The organism is Aeromonas sp. DSM 116730 (assembly GCF_046581335.1).
GTDB classification, from domain to species: domain Bacteria; phylum Pseudomonadota; class Gammaproteobacteria; order Enterobacterales; family Aeromonadaceae; genus Aeromonas; species Aeromonas rivipollensis.
Genome location: NZ_CP144265.1, coordinates 709,005 through 726,720 on the forward strand (window position 1 = coordinate 709,005; position 17,716 = coordinate 726,720).

Sequence of the window (17,716 nt, forward strand, 5' to 3'; positions counted from 1 at the left end):
ATCATGCCGTGTCTCTGAAGGATCAACTCAAGGATCAACAAAAACTCGCCATGCTTGCCAGAGATAAGGCTCGCTTGGGGGCGATCCGTTTGTTGATGGCAGAAATCAAGCAGCGTGAAGTTGATACCCGTATCGAGCTCAATGATGAGGATATCCTCGCTGTCGTGACCAAGATGGTCAAACAGCGCCGCGATTCCATCAGCCAATTTGAAGCTGCCGGTCGTCAGGATCTTGCCGACAAAGAGTCCGCAGAGATCTTGGTGCTGCAGGAATTCCTGCCGCAACAGCTGACCGCAGACGAAATTGCCGCACTGATCGAGCAAGCCATCACTGAAAGTGGTGCTGCCGTCATGGCTGATATGGGCAAGGTCATGGCTGTCTTGAAGCCGAAGATTCAGGGGCGTGCCGATGTCGGCGCCGTCAGTGCTCAGGTGAAAACCCGCTTGGCGTAACAGGCATTTCTCTTGTTAGTCGAAAGAAGCCGTGCTTCCCTGTGAATGCGCGGCTTTTTTATTTTTCCGAGTAATGAAACAGGACGGTTATGGCAGGCAGGATCCCACAATCCTTTATCGATGATCTGCTCGTACGTACCGATATCGTCGAGTTGATCGACTCGCGGGTGCGGCTGAAGAAGGCCGGCAAGAACTATCAGGCTTGCTGTCCTTTTCATAACGAAAAAAGCCCCTCTTTCACCGTCAGCCAGGAGAAGCAGTTCTACCACTGCTTCGGTTGTGGCGCCCACGGCAACGCCATCGGCTTTGTCATGGAGTACGACGGACTCGAATTCCCCGACGCCATCGAAGAGCTCGCCAGCATGCAAGGCATGCAGGTGCCTCGCGAGCAGAGCCTGGGGGGCTCGGCCAGTTCCCAACCTGCCGTCAGCAAGGATCTCTATGAGCTGATGAGCCAGATTGCCCGCTTCTACGAGAGCAACCTCAAGGGGGCTCCTCAGGCGGTGGAATACCTGAAGGGGCGCGGTCTGACCGGGGAAGTGGTCAAACGCTTCAATATTGGCTATGCCCCGGGTGACTGGGATCAGGTCCGGCGGCGCTTTGGATCCAGTCGGGATCACGAACAGCTGCTCATCTCCGGCGGCATGCTGATCCCCCGCGACAGCGGTCCTGGCAGCTATGATCGCTTCCGTGATCGCATCATGTTCCCCATCCGTGACAAGCGGGGTCGGGTCATCGGCTTCGGTGGCCGGGTGCTGGGGGATGGCACGCCCAAGTACCTCAACTCGCCGGAGACCCCCATCTTCCACAAGGGGCGTGAACTGTTCGGCCTCTACGAGGTGAAGCAGGCACACAAGGATCCTCGTCGGATCCTGGTGGTGGAAGGCTATATGGACGTGGTGGCGCTCGGTCAGTACGACATCGACTATGCGGTGGCCGCGCTGGGGACGGCTACCACCAGCGACCATATCCACACCCTGTTTCGTACCACGGCGGAGGTGGTCTGCTGCTACGATGGCGACAACGCCGGCCGTGAGGCGGCCTGGCGGGCGCTGGATAATGCACTCTCCCATCTGCAGGATGGCCGCGAGCTGAAGTTCGTGTTCCTACCGGATGGCGAGGATCCCGACTCTCTGGTCCGTCAGATCGGCAAGGAGGGGTTTGAGGCCTTGCTGGACGAGGCTCAGCCCTTCGCCGATTTCATGTTCGAGCGTCTCGGGCGTGATGCCGCCCTCTCTGGCGAGGCGGGCAAGTTTGAAGTGGCCAACAAGGCCGCCGAACTGATCCGCCGCGTGCCGGAAGGCTTCACCCGCGAGGGGCTGATCACCCGGCTCTCCAGCATGATGCGTTGGGGGGAGAACAAGCAGCGGATCGCCGAGCTGTTTGCCCGCAATAGCCAGCCCAAGGGTGAAGTCAGCAAGCCCAAGGCCGCCAAACTGACCCCCATTCGCCGGGCACTGGCTTTGATGGTGCAATATCCGGCGGTGACGGCCGAGCTGCCGGCCATGCCGGAACTGGCTGGGCTGCGGGTGCAGGGCATCAAATTCCTGTTGCAGCTGCATCAGCAGATCCTGACTCAGCCAGGGATCACCACCGGCATCTTGCTGGAGCACTGGCGCGGCACCAAGGAGGGGGAGATCCTGGCTCAGCTGGCCATGCACGACCTGTTTGAAGAGATCAAACTCGACCAGGAGCCGGATATTCTGGGAGAATTGCAGGATACCTTCGTCGGTTTCATCAACCAGTTTCTGAAGCAACGAATCGAAGAATTGCAGGCCAAGGTGGCCCAGGAAGGGCTAAGCTCTGAGGAAACACAGGAGCTGATGATGCTGATCAGAGAGGTACAGATTGAGAAAAGAAATGAGAGCGGGGCTTGATATTTGAGTGATTGGCCCCAATATAAATACCGTTGCCCGAATCGACGGGATTAAAAGCAAACATTTTATAACCGCCTGGCCCCGACAATACTGCGGGCAGGGGTTTCTCATGACCGACGCCGCAACCAGACATAGCATGTCTGGCGGTTTTCTATTAGAATTGGCTATTTGCGCAGCAGCGCACTGTACGCGCAACCTAGCAACACCAACCGGATGAGTTCTATGGAGCAAACCCCGCAGTCTCAGCTTAAACTCCTCGTTGCCAAAGGTAAAGAACAGGGCTACCTGACCTATGCCGAGGTGAACGATCACCTCCCGCAAGACATTGTCGACTCTGACCAGATCGAAGACATCATCCAGATGATCAACGATATGGGTATCCAGGTAGTGGAAAACGCCCCGGACGCCGATGATCTGATCATGGCCGAAGGTGGTACTGCCGATGAGGACGCTGCCGAAGCAGCGGCCCAGGCTCTGGCATCTGTTGAATCTGAGATTGGTCGCACGACCGATCCTGTCCGCATGTACATGCGGGAAATGGGTACCGTCGAACTGCTGACCCGTGAAGGCGAAATCGACATCGCCAAACGGATCGAGGACGGTATCAATCAGGTACAAAGCTCCGTTGCCGAGTACCCTGAAGCCATCACTTACCTGCTCGAACAGTACGACAAGTACGAAGCCGAGCAACTGCGTCTGTCCGATATCATCTCCGGCTTTATCGATCCGAACGAAGCGGACGACGTGGCGCCGACAGCCACCCACATCGGCTCCGAACTCAGCGAAGACGATCTCGCTGACGAAGACGAAGATGAAGACGAGGATGAAGACGAAGACGGCGACAGCTCCGACGACGATGGGGACGGTGGTCCGGATCCGGAAGTCGCCCGCGAGAAGTTCGGTGAACTGCGTGCCCAGTACGAAGTCACCCGTCTCTCCATCCAGAAGAATGGTCGCGCCCACGACGACACCCAGGCTGCCATCGCCCAGCTGGCCGATGTGTTCCGTCAATTCCGCCTGATGCCCAAGCAGTTCGATCGCCTGGTCAACAACATGCGGGAGATGATGGAGCGGGTTCGCGTGCAGGAACGCATCATCATGAAGCTCTGCGTTGAGCAGGCCAAGATGCCGAAGAAGACCTTCGTCGCGGCCTTCACCAACAACGAGTGCGAGACTGCCTGGTTTGAATACCAGAAGCAGGCTGGCAAGGCCTGGTCTCCCCGTCTGCTCGAGATGGACGAAGAAGTGCTGCGTTCCATCGGCAAGCTGCAGCAGATTGAAGAAGAGACCGGTCTGTCCATCGCCCAGATCAAGGACATCAACCGTCGCATGAGCATTGGTGAGGCCAAGGCCCGCCGTGCGAAGAAAGAGATGGTTGAGGCCAACTTGCGTCTGGTTATCTCCATCGCCAAGAAGTACACCAACCGTGGTCTGCAGTTCCTGGATCTGATCCAGGAGGGCAACATAGGTCTGATGAAGGCGGTGGACAAGTTTGAATACCGTCGTGGCTACAAGTTCTCGACCTATGCCACCTGGTGGATCCGTCAGGCCATTACCCGCTCCATCGCGGATCAGGCCCGTACCATCCGTATCCCGGTGCACATGATCGAGACCATCAACAAGCTCAACCGTATCTCCCGCCAGATGCTGCAGGAGATGGGTCGTGAACCGAACCCGGAAGAGCTGGCCATGCGCATGGGCATGCCGGAAGACAAGATCCGCAAGGTACTGAAAATCGCCAAGGAGCCCATCTCCATGGAGACGCCCATCGGTGATGATGAAGATTCCCACTTGGGCGACTTCATCGAAGATACCACCCTGGCTCTGCCAGCGGATGCCGCGACCAGCGAGAGCCTGCGCAACGCTACCCGCGAAGTGCTGGCTGGCCTGACCGCCCGCGAAGCCAAGGTACTGCGGATGCGTTTCGGTATCGACATGAACACTGACCACACCCTCGAGGAAGTGGGCAAGCAGTTCGACGTCACCCGTGAGCGTATTCGTCAGATCGAAGCCAAGGCACTGCGCAAACTGCGCCACCCGAGCCGCTCGGAAGTGCTGCGCAGCTTCCTGGACGAATAGTCCTGAGGCACTGCCTGAGCCCTGTCTCAAAAGCCCCGCCATGCGGGGCTTTGTTTTATCCGGAAGCCTGGGTGCAAAAGATTAGCGGAATAGTGGACAAAAACTCGCCAAGTGGTTGATCTGCCTATGGACGGCTTATCTCACATCCCCTATAATCCACGCCGCAAAACCAAGATTCTGGCCCCTTAGCTCAGTTGGTTAGAGCAGTCGACTCATAATCGATTGGTCGCCCGTTCAAGTCGGGCAGGGGCCACCACATTCAGACAAAGCCGCTCATCATGAGCGGCTTTGTCGTTTCTGGCGTTTACCAGCGCCTGTCCAGATCGGCGGCGTAGAGTGCCATGGCGCGCCTGTAGGGGACGAGAGCAGGATCTGTGGTCGTCTTGGCCAGCACCGCCAGCAGCGTCTCCATCCCCTCCTTGTGGAGCCCCTGGTTATGGCAGGCCATGGCACGAAACACCCTGAACTCGGTGGCGTCCGGAAAGCGAGCCAGCCCCTGGTCGAAGGCGGCAAGGGCCTCGGCATATTGCCCGGTGCTACGAAAAGAGCTGCCAAGGCCGAGCCAGGCGCCGCGCAAGGAGGTCTCACTTAGTCCCAGCGCTATGGCCTTCTGGTAGAGGGGGATGGCCTGGGACTCGCGCCCCTGCATGTCGTGCAGGCTGGCTACTTCATAATGCAGTTCGGCGTGTTGCGGGTGCTCGATGAGTTGCAGCAGGCCGTGCTGGCGGGCTTCTTCGATCCGTCCCTCGGCCTTGAGGGTTTCCAATAGTTTCATATGCGCTCCTGAATGGGGATGTGGAGGCAGTATGCCTGCCCGTCGGCGAACAGGGAACGGGGGGCTGGCAGAGGGGAAGCGTGATGGCGCCATCGGGCCCATGAAAAGGCCTCCTGCCCTGTGGGAAGGAGGCCATGGGAATGCCCGACGATCAGAGGGGCGTTACGCCCCTGGGGCTTACTGGGCGCTCAGGCTGTAGGTCAGGGTCTGGTCGTTGAAGCGCACCACATAGGCACCGACCACCGCTGTGGTGATGTCGGCTCCGGCCAGCTCGGCCACGCCGTCCTTGTTGGTGTCGCCGTAGTTCTGGGTCCAGTCACCCTTGACGTCGAACTTGAAGCGCTGGCCGCCGCTGCCATCACCGGCCCCCGTGAAGGTGACGCCGGCCTGCCACTGGTGATCCCCCACCAGCGTCATGGGAGTGGTGCCCCAGCCATTGGTGGTGCCACGTATGTTCAGGCTGGCGAGGTTCTTGGCATAGCCGACGCTGACCGGGGTCAGGCTGTATTGCAGGGTCTGGTCGTTGAAGCGCACCCGGTACTGGCCGCTGATCGGGGTCAGTATGTCGGCACCCCCCTGTTCGGCCACGCCATCCTTGTTGGTGTCGCCATAGTTCTGGGTCCAGTCTCCCTTGACGTCGAACTTGAAGCGCTGGTTGGCCTGGCCGTTGAAGGTGGCCAAGGCCTCCCACTGGTTGTCGGCAACCAGCGTCATGGCGAGCGAGCCCCAGGCATTGGGGGTGCCACGGAAGTTCAGGGTCGGCAGCACGCTGTTGTAGGCGCCGTTGCTGTCAGTGACAGTCACAGTTGCGCTGGCACTGGCGGTCAGCCCCTCGGCATCGGTGACTGTCAGGGTGACGGTATGGGTGCCCGGGGTATCGAACTGGACTGTCTCAGTGGGGGCGCTGCCGCCGGTAGACCAGCTGTAGCTCGCCACGGCTTCATCGTCGGTGGAGGTGGAGCCATCGAACACCACGCTCTCCCCCGTCTTGACGCTGAGGACCTTGGGTGAGAGGGCGGCGACCGGTGCCTGGTTGCTGGTGAGAGGGGTGACCGTATAGCGCAGATCGCCTTCGCTCAGGGTGATGCGGTAGCTGCCCGCCCCGCTGACCAGGATATCCTTGCTGCTGCCCTTGTCGGCGATGCCGTCCCCTTCGTTGTCGCCGTAGTTCTCGGTCCAGTTGCCGAAGACGTCGAACTTGAAGCGCTGGGCGCCGGTGGCATCACCGCTGCCGGTCAGGGTCAGGGTGGCGGACCAGACGCGGTTGGCATCGACTGTCATGGGGGTGTTGCCCCAGGCGTTGTGGGTGCCGCGCAGGTTCATGCTGCTGAACTTGTTGCCAGGCAGGGCGGTGCCGCCGCAGGGGTTGGCCTTGGTGCAGCCGGCGATGATGGCGGCGGCCTTCATGGCCGGCACGTTCAGGCTGGCCTTGCCGCTGCCGTCGACGGTGACATAACCCCCGCTGCAGTAGTCATTGCCACCCAGGAGGTTGCAGTACTCGCCCGCCGGCAGGCCGGTCTGCACCGAGGCCACCAGGCTGCCGCTCTCGTTGTTGATGGCGACGAAGCCCTTGTCTCCCCGACCGAAGGCTATCTGGTTGTTGCCGTTATCCCACCAGTGACTGACTGCTTGCCCCTCGGTTCTGTTGTGGAACAGGGCCATGTTCATGATGGTCGGGCGACGCTGCTCGCAGTTCCACTGGCCGTCTGTGCAGGGCGTGCTGCCCGGCGCCCCCTTGTCGGTTTCATAGGTGCCCATGTTCTCGAAGCGGTAGCCCGACATCACCTGCTTCCAGCCATAGGGCCAGGCCATCATGAAGGTGTTGGCCAGCTCGTAGCGGGCACCGCTCATGAAGGTGAGCATGCCGCCGCCCCCGTGGCCGCGCTCGCGGTCGTGGTTGACCACGAAGACGAAGGCCTTGTTGGAGGGGAGCAGGCCCCAGCTCTCGCCCAGCGTCTTGAGGTTCTTGATCTGGCCGTTGAAGTTGGCGGCCAGATCCGTGCCGTATTTGAAGTCGGTGACAGTGTCGATATAGGTGTAGCGACCCGGCTGGATGTCTGCTGACTCTCCCCCGGCACCTATCACTTCCAGGTAGGCTTTGGGTCTGCCCGCCTTGTCGAGTATGGCCTTCACCTCGCCGGGGGCCATGTGCTTGGCCGCATCGATACGAAAGCCCGCCACGCCCCAACCCAGCAGGGTCTTCATGTAGGTGGCTATCTGATCCTGCACGTAGGGAGAGCCGGTATTGAGATCCGGCATGCCGTAGAGGGCGCCGTTCCAGACGTTGTTGCTGTCGCCGTAGTTGGTGATGTCACCGCTGTGGTGGAAGTCGTTGTAGCCGAACTGGGGATACTGATATTGCCCCGAGTTGTAGCTGCCGCCGCCGGTGGCTGTCCCGGTGCCCGAGGCCAGCTGGTTGAAGACGGCGTCGGCATAGACCTTGACCCCGGCCGCATTGCAGCGGGTGATCATGCTCCTGAGCTCTGCCTCGCTGCCGCCGAAGCTGTTGAAGTTCTTGAAGCTGACGGGCTGGTAGACGGTCCACCAGACCTGGCTCCCCTGCTTGTGCTCGGCGGGCGGAGTGATCTGGACGCCCCCGAACCCCTTGGGACCGAGCACTGTCTCGCACTCGTTGGCGATGTCGTTGAACTTCCATTGGAACAGGTGGACCATGACCCCTTCGGCGGCGGCTGTGTGGCTGAATGAGCCCAGCACCGCGGCGAGCATGGCGGTTCGAAACACTGTGTTGTGCATGACGATTTTCCCTTCGATCTTGTTATTGACGTGTCACTGTCATCATGTCGAACGGACCACAAACAACCTCGTTCGGCTCTGTAGCATTCATGAAATCGAGGAGATTGAAAATCGTACAGCCGGGATTAGTTAAGAAGTGTGAATGAAAATGCTTTCATGGCGGCCGGGCAAAAGAGGGGGGCGTCGCGCCGTTGAGGGGGTAAAGCCGGTGCGGCCGCCTGGAAGAGGTGGCCTTGCGGTTGGACAAGCAGGGAAAGGAAGACGGGCACCGAGGTGCCCGTCTGCTTCAGGAGTGGGGTTCCTGCTGACGCTCTGGCACCCGGCGCCTGCGGCGGGGCAGCATCCGGGTCACCAGGTTGCTGCGCTGACGCCAGGAGGTGTAGACGATGGCGCACAGGTGCAGGGCTATCATGGCCTGCAGTGCCCAGGTACACCAGAGATGCCAGTCGTCGGCTCCCAGCTCGAAGCCGGTCTCGGTGTTCTGGAACCAGCCGCTGCCGGCGGTCGCCAGCACCAGCAGCCAGAGTGCCCAGACCGCCAGCTTGCCGCTGCCGTGATGGCCGGGCGCCGCGGGGGCGCGCTCGCGCAGCGCCACCGCCTGCTGGCGGAAATCGTCCCGGCTCGGGATGAGGGCGCTCAGGCGGGCATGGCCCCGTGCCAGGGTGAGCCCCCACAGCAGGCGCAGCCCGATCAGGGCCATGGCGCCATAGCCCAGCCATTCATGCCACTCCTCGCCCGCCTCGTTGAGCCAGAGGTTGCCGATGCAGACCGCTGCCACACCCCAGTGGGTGAGGCGGACCAGACCATCCCAGTGGAAGGGATCAGCCTTTCTGCTTGGCATATTGGTGGTACTCCTTCTTCAGGTCATTGACCTTGGCCAGATGGGCCTGGGCCTTCTCCTGATCACCGGCCTGCAGGGCCGCCAGGCTGGCATCCAGCTCGCTCTGCACCTTGTTCATGCCCTCGAGGAACTTCTCCTTCTTGGCAGCCGGCATGTTTCTCTCCTTGGCCACATCGAGCTGAGCCTTCATCTCCTTGATGTGTTTCTCCATGGTGGCCGCATCATCTGCCTTGACGGCCTGCTTGTAGTTGAAACCGATCTTCTTCATCGGCTGTTCCAGATCGCCGGCCATGGCGGGCAGGGTCATCAGGCCAAACATCAGGGGCAGCAGCAGGGGACGCACAGTTTTCAACATGGGATTTCCTTATGAGACGACGATATTGCAGGTTCTTATGGCACTCATTTGAGTGCGGTATCATACAGCATGATGCCATGAAAGCGGGGCAATTGTATGGGGAAAGTGCGACCAGTTGTGACGAAATGTGTGCATTGTGCTGTACATATGTAGTCAGAAGGGGGTGAACTGGGGGCGGAAAATGGGCGACAACCCGGGGTCATGCGCCCGAGGCGGAGAGAGGTGCCAAGGGGATGGATGCCGCCTTGCCACCACCACATCGGGCTTAGGGGGAAGTCTGGGCCTGACTGGGCGGGCCCCGGTGGCCCGGGCAGCAAAAAGGGCCCGCAGGCCCTTGTGTTCGATGGGGGGAGGCAGCCTTTACTTGGCCTGCTCGCGCTCGATGGCGCGCCAGCCGATGTCCTTGCGGTAGAAGACACCGTCCCACTGGATGCGACCCGCCAGCTGGTAGGCGCGTTGCTGCGCCTCGGCGACGGTGTGGCCCAGCGCGGTGGCGCAGAGCACGCGGCCACCGGCGGTGACTATGGTGTCTCCCGCCAGCTGGGAGCCGGCATGGAATACCTTCTCGCCGCTCGCCTCTTCCACCGGCAGGCCGCTGATGGGCTTGCCCTGCTGGTAGTCACCGGGGTAACCGCCCGCCGCCAGCACCACGCCGATGGCGACGCGGGGATCATAGATGGCTTCGACCTGGTCCAGCTTGCCGGCACAGGCGGCCAGGCACAGCTCCACCAGATCGGAGCGCATCCGCAGCATGATGGGCTGGGTCTCGGGGTCGCCGAAGCGGCAGTTGAACTCGATCACCTTGGGGTTGCCCTGGGGGTCTATCATCAGGCCGGCGTAGAGGAAGCCGGTGTAGACGTTGCCCTCGGCCGCCATGCCGCGCACCGTCGGCATGATCACCTGCTCCATCACGCGTTGGTGCACCGCATCTGTCACCACGGGCGCCGGGGAGTAGGCCCCCATGCCGCCGGTGTTGAGGCCGGTGTCGCCGTCGCCGACCCGCTTGTGATCCTGGCTGGTGGCCATGGGCAGCACGTGCTCGCCATCCACCATGACGATGAAGCTCGCCTCTTCCCCGTCCAGGAACTCCTCGATCACCACACGGGCGCCAGCGTCGCCGAAGGCATTGCCGGAGAGCATGTCACGCACCGCCGCTTCCGCCTCTTCGAGGGTCATGGCGACGATGACGCCCTTGCCGGCGGCCAGACCGTCAGCCTTGATGACGATGGGGGCACCCTTCTCGCGCAGGTAGGCCAGAGCAGGCTCCACCTCGGTGAAGTTCTGGTAGTCGGCAGTGGGGATGGCGTGGCGCGCCAGGAAGTCCTTGGCGAAGGCCTTGGAGCCTTCCAGCTGGGCGGCGGCGGCGGTCGGGCCGAAGATGGCGAGCCCTTCGGCACGGAAGGCATCCACTACCCCTTTCACCAGGGGCGCTTCCGGCCCGACGATAGTGAGACCTATCTGCTGGGCCTTGGCGAAGGCCAGCAGGGCCTGGATGTCGGTCGCCTCTATGGCGACGTTTTCTATGCTGCCCTCGTGGGCGGTGCCGGCATTGCCGGGGGCGACGAACACCCGGGTCACCATGGGGGATTGCTTGGCCTTCCAGGCCAGGGCGTGTTCACGGCCGCCGTTGCCAATGATCAGTACTTTCATCGTATCGCTCGCTTCTATTTGTGATAACCGCCTGGGGCAGCGGTTGAAAATAGTCAGTTGAAAAGAGACAACAAAAGGGCCGCCAGTGGCGGCCCTGACTCATCAGTGACGGAAATGGCGCATGTTGGTGAACACCATGCACATGCCGTGCTCGTTGGCGGCCTCGATCACCTCGTTGTCGCGCATGGAACCACCTGGCTGGATGACGCAGGAGATGCCCGCGGCGGCGGCGGCATCTATGCCGTCACGGAATGGGAAGAAGGCGTCTGAGGCCATGACGGAGCCCGCCACTGTCAGCCCTTCATCCTCGGCCTTGATGCCGGCTATCTTGGCGGAGTAGACCCGGCTCATCTGGCCGGCACCCACGCCTATGGTCTGGCCGTCTTTGGCGTAGACGATGGCGTTGGACTTGACGAACTTGGCGACCTTCCAGCAGAACAGCAGGTCCTTGAGTTCGGCCTCGGTCGGCTGACGCTGGCTGACTACGGTCAGATCCCCCAGGGTGACCATGCCGTGATCCCGCTCCTGCACCAGCAGGCCGCCGTTGACACGCTTGAGGTCAAAGCCTTGGGCCGGGGCAGTCCACTGGCCGCACTCGAGCAGACGTACGTTCTGCTTGGCGGCCACCGCCTCGCGGGCCGCCTGGCTGATGCTGGGGGCTATGATCACCTCGACGAACTGACGGGCGACTATGGCCGCCGCAGTGGCGCCATCCAGCTCGCGGTTGAAGGCGATGATGCCGCCAAAGGCGGAGGTGGGGTCGGTCTGGTAGGCGCGATCATAGGCACCCAGCAGATCCTCACCTATGGCGACGCCACAGGGGTTGGCGTGCTTGACGATGACGCAGGCAGGCTCGGAGAACTCCTTCACGCACTCCAGCGCCGCGTCTGTGTCGGCGATGTTGTTGTAGGAGAGCGCCTTGCCCTGCAGCTGGATGGCGCTTGCCACCGAGCCAGGTGCGGCCTGCTCTTCGGCGTAGAAGGCGGCAGCCTGGTGGCTGTTCTCGCCGTAGCGCATGTCCTGCTTCTTGATGAACTGGGCGTTGAAGGTGCGCGGGAAGCGGGACTCCTCATCGCCTTCCTTGTTGTCACCGTAGGAGGGGACCAGGGTGCCGAAGTAGTTGGCTATCATGCCGTCGTAGGCGGCGGTGTGCTCGAAGGCGGCGATGGCGAGATCGAAGCGGGTGGCGAGGGTCAGGCTGTTGCCGTTGCCATCCATCTCGGCGATCACCCGGCCGTAATCGGCAGCCTTGACGACTATGGTGACATCCTTGTGGTTCTTGGCGGCGGAGCGGACCATGGTCGGGCCGCCGATGTCGATGTTCTCGACGGCGTCTTCCAGGGTGCAACCGGGCTTGGCCACGGTGGCGGCGAAGGGATAGAGGTTGACGACGACCATGTCGATGGGGGAGATAGCGTGCTGGGCCATGATGGCGTCATCCCGGTCGCGGCGGCCGAGGATGCCACCGTGCACCTTGGGATGCAGGGTCTTGACCCGGCCATCCATCATCTCGGGGAAGCCGGTGTAGTCGGAGACCTCGGTCACCGGCAGGCCCGCATCGGCCAGCAGCTTGGCGGTACCGCCGGTGGAGAGCAGGGCCACGCCACGCTCGTTGAGTGCCTTGGCAAATTCCAGGATGCCAGTCTTGTCAGACACACTCAGCAGCGCACGGCGAATGGGTCGAGCTTGTTCCATCACACTATCGTCCTCAGCATAACGGGGACCGTTCCATGGGAGGCGAGGCTCAACACAGAGAGTCCCCAAATAAATGGAAGTGGGGGATTTCGCAAACCACTCTCGCCAAAAAGACCTGCTGTTGGCAAACGCGTTTTAGGAAATGCCCGCTTGACGCGACGCTCTCTTGTGGGCGCGTATTCTACACAAAAAATGTGAGCCGTGGTGGATTTTTTAAAGAGACAAAGCCTTGTGTGGTGCGGTGTTAAACGTTTTCTGGTGATTTTTTGTGAAACGTTTGTCTTTTCAGTGTTTTGAGGGTAAAGAGCCGGGAAGGCCGGGGTTGGCTGCCGCTTTCCTGCCTTTGGCTGGCAATCGCCGGGCAAAGGGACGATAGTGGAAGCCGGTTTATATTGAGTACCATGTTTGGCGGGAGAGGAAGGATGTATCGGATCGGGGAACTGGCCAAGGCGTGCGGGGTGAAGGCGGACACCCTGCGCTTTTACGAGAAGAACGGACTCATCTCGCCGGGGATCCGCAACGAGTCGGGTTACCGCCTCTATGGGGAGCAGGACAGGCGGCGGCTGGAGTTCATCATCCGCGCCAAGTCGGTGGGCTTCTCCCTGGCGGACATAGGTGAGCTGCTCGCCCTCGACACCAACAAGGCCAAAGTCACCTGTCAGGAGGTGAAGGCGGTGGCCGACACCAAGCTTGAACAGGTGGAGCAGAAGATTATCGAGCTGACCCGCTTTCGGGAGAACCTGAAGGCACTCTCCGACATCTGCTGCGGCGGCCCTCGCTCGGCGGAGCACTGCGCCATCCTGGAGACCCTGGAGTCCGGCACCTCTTCCCGTCACGAACATCACGACCATGAGCACTGAGCGCCATCGCCCCCGGGTCTCTGCCTTCCTCGCCCTCTCCCTCGACGGTTTTATCGCGGGGGAGGGGAACGATCTCGCCTGGCTGGAAACCTATAACGGCGACTCCCAGGAGGAGACCGGCTACGGCGCCCTGATGGCCAGCGCCGATCTGCTGCTGATGGGGCGCAACAGCTACGATGTCGTGCGCGCCTTCCCCGAGTGGCCCTACGGCGACAAACCTGTGACCGTGCTGACCCACAGGCCCGCCACGCCCCGTGCCCATGTCACTTTCCGGCAGGGGGCGCTGGCGCAGGTGCTGAGCGAGCTGTGGCAGGAGGGGGCGCGCCACCTCTATCTGGACGGTGGTGAGGTCGTGAGGCAGGGCCTGCAGGCTGGGCTGGTGGACGAGCTGACCCTGTTCTGGGTGCCGGTGGTGCTGGGCAAGGGAGTCTCTCTGTTTGGCGGCGAGCCGCTGCCAGAGCGGCTTGTCCCGCTCTCCACTGCAGTGCTGGCGAGCGGCCTGGTGCGGGTGATCTACCGGCCCGCTCCCTGAGCCTGGGCAATCCGCCCCGGCCTCTTGCACTAGGGGGCCGGGAGGCGCACAATCGGCGCGTTTTTATTTCCATTGGCGTATTTTTAGCCAGTTTCAACCACACAGACAGGAGCCAATATGGCCAAGAAGAAGCGGGTCGATATCATCGAACAGGCCCACGATCATGGGCGGGGCGTCATCCAGGACAATCACCTCAAGGCGCTGGTCACCTCAACCCTGTTCCAGACCAGGGTTGAGCCCAGCAAGAGGGGCAAGGGCAGCTACCAGCGCAAGGCCAAGCACGGCCAGCGGTGGGAGCCCGGTCAACAGCGGATGGTACGCGTCTGCTGCTGAGCGGGTTTCTGCCGCTAGGCATGACTGAAACAGAGAGGGTGCCATGGGCACCCTCTCTGTTTTGGCGGTGAAGCCAGACCTTGATGCCCCGTCGGCTTATTCGTCCATAAAGAGCTCGAGCAGCACGTTGAGATAGCGATGGCCGAGGGACGTCAGCTGCCAGCAATCCCCCAGATCCTCGATCAGCTCTTTGGTCTGGGCAATGGCGAGCATGGTTTCTACCCGCTCCAGCGGCAGCCCGGTATAGGCCTCGAACTCCGCCTTGGGGGCGGGCTCGAACAGTCTGAACCTGTTCATGAAGTACTCCAGCGGCAGATCGTCCGCGCTCACCGTCCACTGGCTGTCCAGATAGGGGCGGGCAGGGTCCAGATAACCCTTGGGGTGCTTCACCTTGGCGGTGCGCAGGATCTGCTGGTTCGCGAGATCCGTCACCTTGCCGTGGGCACCGCAGCCTATGCCCAGATAGTCGCCAAAACGCCAGTAGTTGAGGTTGTGGCGGCACTGATAGCCCGCCTTGGCGTAGGCCGAGATCTCGTACTGCTGATAACCCTGGGCGGTGAGCATGGCGTGACCCTGCTCATAGATGTCCCACAGGGTGTCATCCTCCGGCAGCTTGGGCGGCTTGGAGGCGAACGCCGTGTTCGGCTCTATGGTGAGCTGATACCAGGAGAGATGCGGCGGCGCGCAGTCCATGGCCTGCTGCAGATCATAGAGGGCGTCCTCCAGGCTCTGATCCGGCAGGCCGTGCATCAGATCCAGGTTGAAGGTGGGCAACTTGATGGCATGGGCTAGTTCGGCGGCCTTGCGTGCCTCCTCCGGGCCGTGGATGCGGCCGAGGCGGGTCAGCTTCTCCTGCTGGAAGCTCTGCACCCCGATGGAGATGCGGTTGATGCCGGCGCGCTGGAAGCCGGCGAACTTGTCCGCCTCAACCGTGCCCGGGTTGGCCTCCATTGTGATCTCGCAATCCGGGGTCAGGGCGATGCGGGCACGCACCCCGTCCAGCAGCGCCTGCATGGCTTCCACGGAGAGCAGACTCGGCGTACCACCGCCGATAAAGATGGAGGAGAGCGGGCGCCCCTGGGCCCAGTGCAGATCCTGGCTCAGATCCTCCAGCAGGGCGGCCACGTACTCGAGGTGGGGTAGCTCCCCCTTCTGGGCGTGGGAGTTGAAGTCGCAGTAGGGGCACTTCTGGACGCACCAGGGCACATGGATATAGAGGGAGAGGGGCGGCAGTTGCAGCATGGGGTTTCCAATAATCAAAAATCAAAACGGGGGCCTGGCTGGCTCCCCATGGTCAATGAGGGCCTGCGCTCGTTGAGCCGGGAGGCCATAAGCAACACGGGGGCCGACGGCCCCCATTGTAGATGAAATGCGTGCCGGCGTATCCCGGAGCCCGGTCGGGTCTCAGTGCGCCGCGGCCAATGCGGCCTTGAGCTTGGCCAGGGCCTGGCCACGGTGACTGAGCTGGTTTTTGAGCTCAGCCGGCATCTGGGCCGAGGTGCAGTCGTGATCCGGCACGAAGAACACGGGATCATAGCCAAAGCCGTGCTGACCACGGGGCTCGTCGATGATCATCCCCTCCCAGCTCGCCTGGCAGATGATGGGGGTGGGATCGTCGGCGTGGCGCATATAGACCAGCACGCACCAGAAGCGGGCGCTCTTGAGGTAGTCGGGGGCACCTTGCAGCTCGGCCAGCAGCTTGTCGATGTTCTCCTTGTCGCTGGCACCGGCACCGGCAAAGCGGGCGGAGTAGACGCCGGGGCGACCGTGCAGCAGGTCCACTTCGAGGCCGGAGTCGTCAGCGACGGCGGGCAGGCCCGTGATGCGGGCGGCGTGGCGTGCCTTGATGATGGCATTCTCGACGAAGGTGGTGCCGGTCTCGTCGGCATCGGAGACCGCAAACTCGCTCTGTGGGATCACCTGGATCTTCATATCGGCCAGCATGGCGGCCAATTCCTTCACCTTTTTCTGGTTCCCTGTTGCCAGGACAAGCTTGTTCATCGCACACCTCCGCAAAAATAATCTGCGCATTCTATGCGGGGCAGGGGTTTAGTAAAAGCGCCAATTGCCTGCAATCCGGCACCGGATGAGGGCCGCCCTGGTCGTGCTGAGAGGCAGATAAAATACATCTTTCCTCATAGGAATAACCAAAGTGATTAAATACCATTTCAATTCATTACTCTGAGTCAGTAGACTCGCGCACCAATCGATTTTCCCCCTAGGGCTTGAGGTGACTGATGCCATTGATTCTTCTGCTTGTACTCCTGGTGCTGTTCAGCCCGCTGGCCATCGACATCTATCTGCCCGCCATCCCGCAGATGGCCGAGCAGCTGGGGGCCGAGGTGACCCTGATGCAAGGCACCATCACCTGGTTCCTGTTCAGCATGGGGCTGGGTCAGCTGCTGGTGGGGCCGCTCGCCGACCGCTACGGCCGCAAGCCCATCGCCCTTGGCGGCGTGCTGCTCTACGGGCTGAGCGCCCTGGCCGCCGGCTTTGCCGCCAGCCTGGGCGAGCTGATGCTGGCGCGGGTGCTGCAAGGCTTCGGTGCCTGTGCCACTTCGGTCGCCGCCTTCTCGGTGGTGCGTGACAGCTATGGCCCCAAGAAGAGCGGTCAGATGATCTCCTACCTGAACGGCGCCATCTGCTTCATCCCCGCCCTGGCCCCCCTGCTCGGTGGCTGGCTCACCGCCAAGGCGGGCTGGTCGGCCAACTTCTGGTTTATGGCCGGGTACGCCGTTGTGGTCGGCAGCTGGCTGCTGTGGCGCATGCCGGAGACTCGCCCGGAGGAGACCAGCAGCAGCGGCCCGCTCATCAGCTGGTCCCGCTACAGCCCTGTGCTGCGCTCCCCGAGCTTCCTGTTCAACGCGGCGCTCTGCATGCTGGCGATGGCGGTGATCCTGGCCTATGTCACGGCGGCGCCGGTACAGCTGATGGTGAAGCTGGGTCTGGACATGAACGGCTTCAGCTACTGGTTCACCGCCAACGCGGCGCTCAATATCCTGGCCTGCTTCCTGGCGCCGCGCTTCATCGCAAGAGTGGGACCGCGACGTACCCTGCGTATCGGCCTGCTGGTGTTGCTGCTGTCGGCCATCCTGCTGACGCTGACCATGCATCTGGCTCATCCGCTGGCGATGATGGGGCCCGTGTTCCTCTCCAGCATCGGCTTCGCCATGATACTGGGCGCTGCCGCCGGCATGGCGCTGGCCCCCTTCGGCCACTGCGCCGGCACCGCCGCCGCCCTGCTAGGCCTGTTCCAGATGAGCGGCTCCGGCGCCCTGGTGGGGATCACCGGATGGCTGATGCCGGATCCCCTGAGCCAGTTGGCACTGCACATGTGGTTGCTGCTGCCACCCTTGCTGATGCTGATGACGCGGCAGGGTCGTCGCCTCTGCCTGCAGCCTTGATGCGCAGGGGCACAACCCCCGGCGTTGATGGATAACGTCGCTTGCACAGGCAATAAATCCTGTGCTCTGATGAACGAAACGGGGGCTTTAGGCCCCCTTCTTTTTTGGG

The 17,716-nt window shown here is 61.9% G+C and carries 15 protein-coding genes and 1 tRNA gene; 8 read left to right on the top strand and 8 right to left on the bottom strand.

Going from position 1 to position 17,716, the window contains the following annotated elements; genetic code table 11:
• The first annotated feature begins 8 nt into the window (after window positions 1–8).
• The 4 genes from Aeroheme_RS03455 to Aeroheme_RS03470 all read left to right on the top strand — a co-directional run bounded on the left by Aeroheme_RS03455 (window position 9) and on the right by Aeroheme_RS03470 (window position 4,664).
• Entirely contained in the window at window positions 9–452 is a 444-nt protein-coding gene (locus Aeroheme_RS03455; protein WP_106885839.1) for a GatB/YqeY domain-containing protein, read from the top strand.
• A gap of 89 nt (window positions 453–541) precedes the next feature.
• A complete protein-coding gene (dnaG, locus tag Aeroheme_RS03460) occupies window positions 542–2,329 on the top strand; it encodes a DNA primase (protein ID WP_106885840.1) in 1,788 nt (595 codons plus the stop codon).
• Between the two features lie 183 nt (window positions 2,330–2,512).
• The gene (rpoD, locus tag Aeroheme_RS03465) at window positions 2,513–4,408 is read left to right on the top strand and encodes an RNA polymerase sigma factor RpoD (protein WP_289976629.1); all 1,896 of its coding nucleotides are present in this window, start codon (window positions 2,513–2,515) and stop codon (window positions 4,406–4,408) included.
• A 179-nt stretch (window positions 4,409–4,587) separates the two neighbouring features.
• Window positions 4,588–4,664 (top strand) — tRNA-Ile (locus tag Aeroheme_RS03470).
• Window positions 4,665–4,712: 48 nt separating this feature from the next.
• On the opposite strand, the gene Aeroheme_RS03475 is transcribed toward Aeroheme_RS03470, so the two are convergent.
• The 6 genes from Aeroheme_RS03475 to purH all read right to left on the bottom strand — a co-directional run bounded on the left by Aeroheme_RS03475 (window position 4,713) and on the right by purH (window position 12,478).
• Window positions 4,713–5,183, bottom strand: coding sequence for a tetratricopeptide repeat protein (locus Aeroheme_RS03475; protein WP_163147192.1), 471 nt, complete (start codon window positions 5,181–5,183; stop codon window positions 4,713–4,715).
• A 177-nt stretch (window positions 5,184–5,360) separates the two neighbouring features.
• A complete protein-coding gene (locus Aeroheme_RS03480) occupies window positions 5,361–7,937 on the bottom strand; it encodes an alpha amylase C-terminal domain-containing protein (protein WP_411166686.1) in 2,577 nt (858 codons plus the stop codon).
• A gap of 286 nt (window positions 7,938–8,223) precedes the next feature.
• Complete coding sequence (locus Aeroheme_RS03485) at window positions 8,224–8,778, bottom strand: cytochrome b/b6 domain-containing protein (RefSeq protein ID WP_234677453.1); 555 nt, start codon at window positions 8,776–8,778, stop codon at window positions 8,224–8,226.
• Entirely contained in the window at window positions 8,759–9,133 is a 375-nt protein-coding gene (locus tag Aeroheme_RS03490) for a cytochrome b562 (RefSeq protein ID WP_025328232.1), read from the bottom strand. The genes Aeroheme_RS03485 and Aeroheme_RS03490 overlap by 20 nt, the downstream gene beginning before the upstream one ends.
• A gap of 360 nt (window positions 9,134–9,493) precedes the next feature.
• The gene (gene purD / locus Aeroheme_RS03495; RefSeq protein ID WP_106885845.1) at window positions 9,494–10,783 is read right to left on the bottom strand and encodes a phosphoribosylamine--glycine ligase; all 1,290 of its coding nucleotides are present in this window, start codon (window positions 10,781–10,783) and stop codon (window positions 9,494–9,496) included.
• A 102-nt stretch (window positions 10,784–10,885) separates the two neighbouring features.
• The gene (purH, locus tag Aeroheme_RS03500) at window positions 10,886–12,478 is read right to left on the bottom strand and encodes a bifunctional phosphoribosylaminoimidazolecarboxamide formyltransferase/IMP cyclohydrolase (protein ID WP_411166687.1); all 1,593 of its coding nucleotides are present in this window, start codon (window positions 12,476–12,478) and stop codon (window positions 10,886–10,888) included.
• Window positions 12,479–12,900: 422 nt separating this feature from the next.
• Here purH and zntR point away from each other — a divergent pair, with 422 nt between their 5' ends.
• The 3 genes from zntR to Aeroheme_RS03515 all read left to right on the top strand — a co-directional run bounded on the left by zntR (window position 12,901) and on the right by Aeroheme_RS03515 (window position 14,203).
• Complete coding sequence (zntR, locus tag Aeroheme_RS03505) at window positions 12,901–13,338, top strand: Zn(2+)-responsive transcriptional regulator (RefSeq protein ID WP_408780790.1); 438 nt, start codon at window positions 12,901–12,903, stop codon at window positions 13,336–13,338.
• The gene (locus tag Aeroheme_RS03510; protein ID WP_411166688.1) at window positions 13,328–13,870 is read left to right on the top strand and encodes a dihydrofolate reductase family protein; all 543 of its coding nucleotides are present in this window, start codon (window positions 13,328–13,330) and stop codon (window positions 13,868–13,870) included. Before zntR ends, Aeroheme_RS03510 begins: the two co-directional genes overlap by 11 nt.
• A gap of 117 nt (window positions 13,871–13,987) precedes the next feature.
• Complete coding sequence (locus Aeroheme_RS03515) at window positions 13,988–14,203, top strand: ribosome alternative rescue factor ArfA (protein WP_411166689.1); 216 nt, start codon at window positions 13,988–13,990, stop codon at window positions 14,201–14,203.
• Between the two features lie 96 nt (window positions 14,204–14,299).
• Here Aeroheme_RS03515 and hemW read toward each other — a convergent pair whose 3' ends face one another.
• Entirely contained in the window at window positions 14,300–15,445 is a 1,146-nt protein-coding gene (gene hemW / locus Aeroheme_RS03520; RefSeq protein WP_411166690.1) for a radical SAM family heme chaperone HemW, read from the bottom strand.
• Between the two features lie 162 nt (window positions 15,446–15,607).
• Entirely contained in the window at window positions 15,608–16,204 is a 597-nt protein-coding gene (gene rdgB, locus Aeroheme_RS03525; RefSeq protein ID WP_025328225.1) for an RdgB/HAM1 family non-canonical purine NTP pyrophosphatase, read from the bottom strand.
• A 236-nt stretch (window positions 16,205–16,440) separates the two neighbouring features.
• Here rdgB and Aeroheme_RS03530 point away from each other — a divergent pair, with 236 nt between their 5' ends.
• Window positions 16,441–17,607 (top strand): multidrug effflux MFS transporter, encoded by a 1,167-nt coding sequence (locus tag Aeroheme_RS03530; RefSeq protein ID WP_162519103.1) that lies wholly within the window; start codon window positions 16,441–16,443, stop codon window positions 17,605–17,607.
• Window positions 17,608–17,716 lie beyond the last annotated feature (109 nt).

Bases quoted from the DNA above. Each gene is read 5' to 3' on its own strand.
- Aeroheme_RS03510 (WP_411166688.1), top strand. From the start codon at position 13,328: ATGAGCACTGAGCGCCATCGCCCCCGGGTCTCTGCCTTCCTCGCCCTC.
- purH (WP_411166687.1), bottom strand. From the start codon at position 12,478: ATGGAACAAGCTCGACCCATTCGCCGTGCGCTGCTGAGTGTGTCTGAC.
- Aeroheme_RS03480 (WP_411166686.1), bottom strand. From the start codon at position 7,937: ATGCACAACACAGTGTTTCGAACCGCCATGCTCGCCGCGGTGCTGGGC.
- hemW (WP_411166690.1), bottom strand. From the start codon at position 15,445: ATGCTGCAACTGCCGCCCCTCTCCCTCTATATCCATGTGCCCTGGTGC.
- Aeroheme_RS03485 (WP_234677453.1), bottom strand. From the start codon at position 8,778: ATGCCAAGCAGAAAGGCTGATCCCTTCCACTGGGATGGTCTGGTCCGC.
- purD (WP_106885845.1), bottom strand. From the start codon at position 10,783: ATGAAAGTACTGATCATTGGCAACGGCGGCCGTGAACACGCCCTGGCC.
- Aeroheme_RS03490 (WP_025328232.1), bottom strand. From the start codon at position 9,133: ATGTTGAAAACTGTGCGTCCCCTGCTGCTGCCCCTGATGTTTGGCCTG.
- rdgB (WP_025328225.1), bottom strand. From the start codon at position 16,204: ATGAACAAGCTTGTCCTGGCAACAGGGAACCAGAAAAAGGTGAAGGAA.
- zntR (WP_408780790.1), top strand. From the start codon at position 12,901: ATGTATCGGATCGGGGAACTGGCCAAGGCGTGCGGGGTGAAGGCGGAC.
- Aeroheme_RS03475 (WP_163147192.1), bottom strand. From the start codon at position 5,183: ATGAAACTATTGGAAACCCTCAAGGCCGAGGGACGGATCGAAGAAGCC.
- dnaG (WP_106885840.1), top strand. From the start codon at position 542: ATGGCAGGCAGGATCCCACAATCCTTTATCGATGATCTGCTCGTACGT.
- Aeroheme_RS03515 (WP_411166689.1), top strand. From the start codon at position 13,988: ATGGCCAAGAAGAAGCGGGTCGATATCATCGAACAGGCCCACGATCAT.
- Aeroheme_RS03530 (WP_162519103.1), top strand. From the start codon at position 16,441: ATGCCATTGATTCTTCTGCTTGTACTCCTGGTGCTGTTCAGCCCGCTG.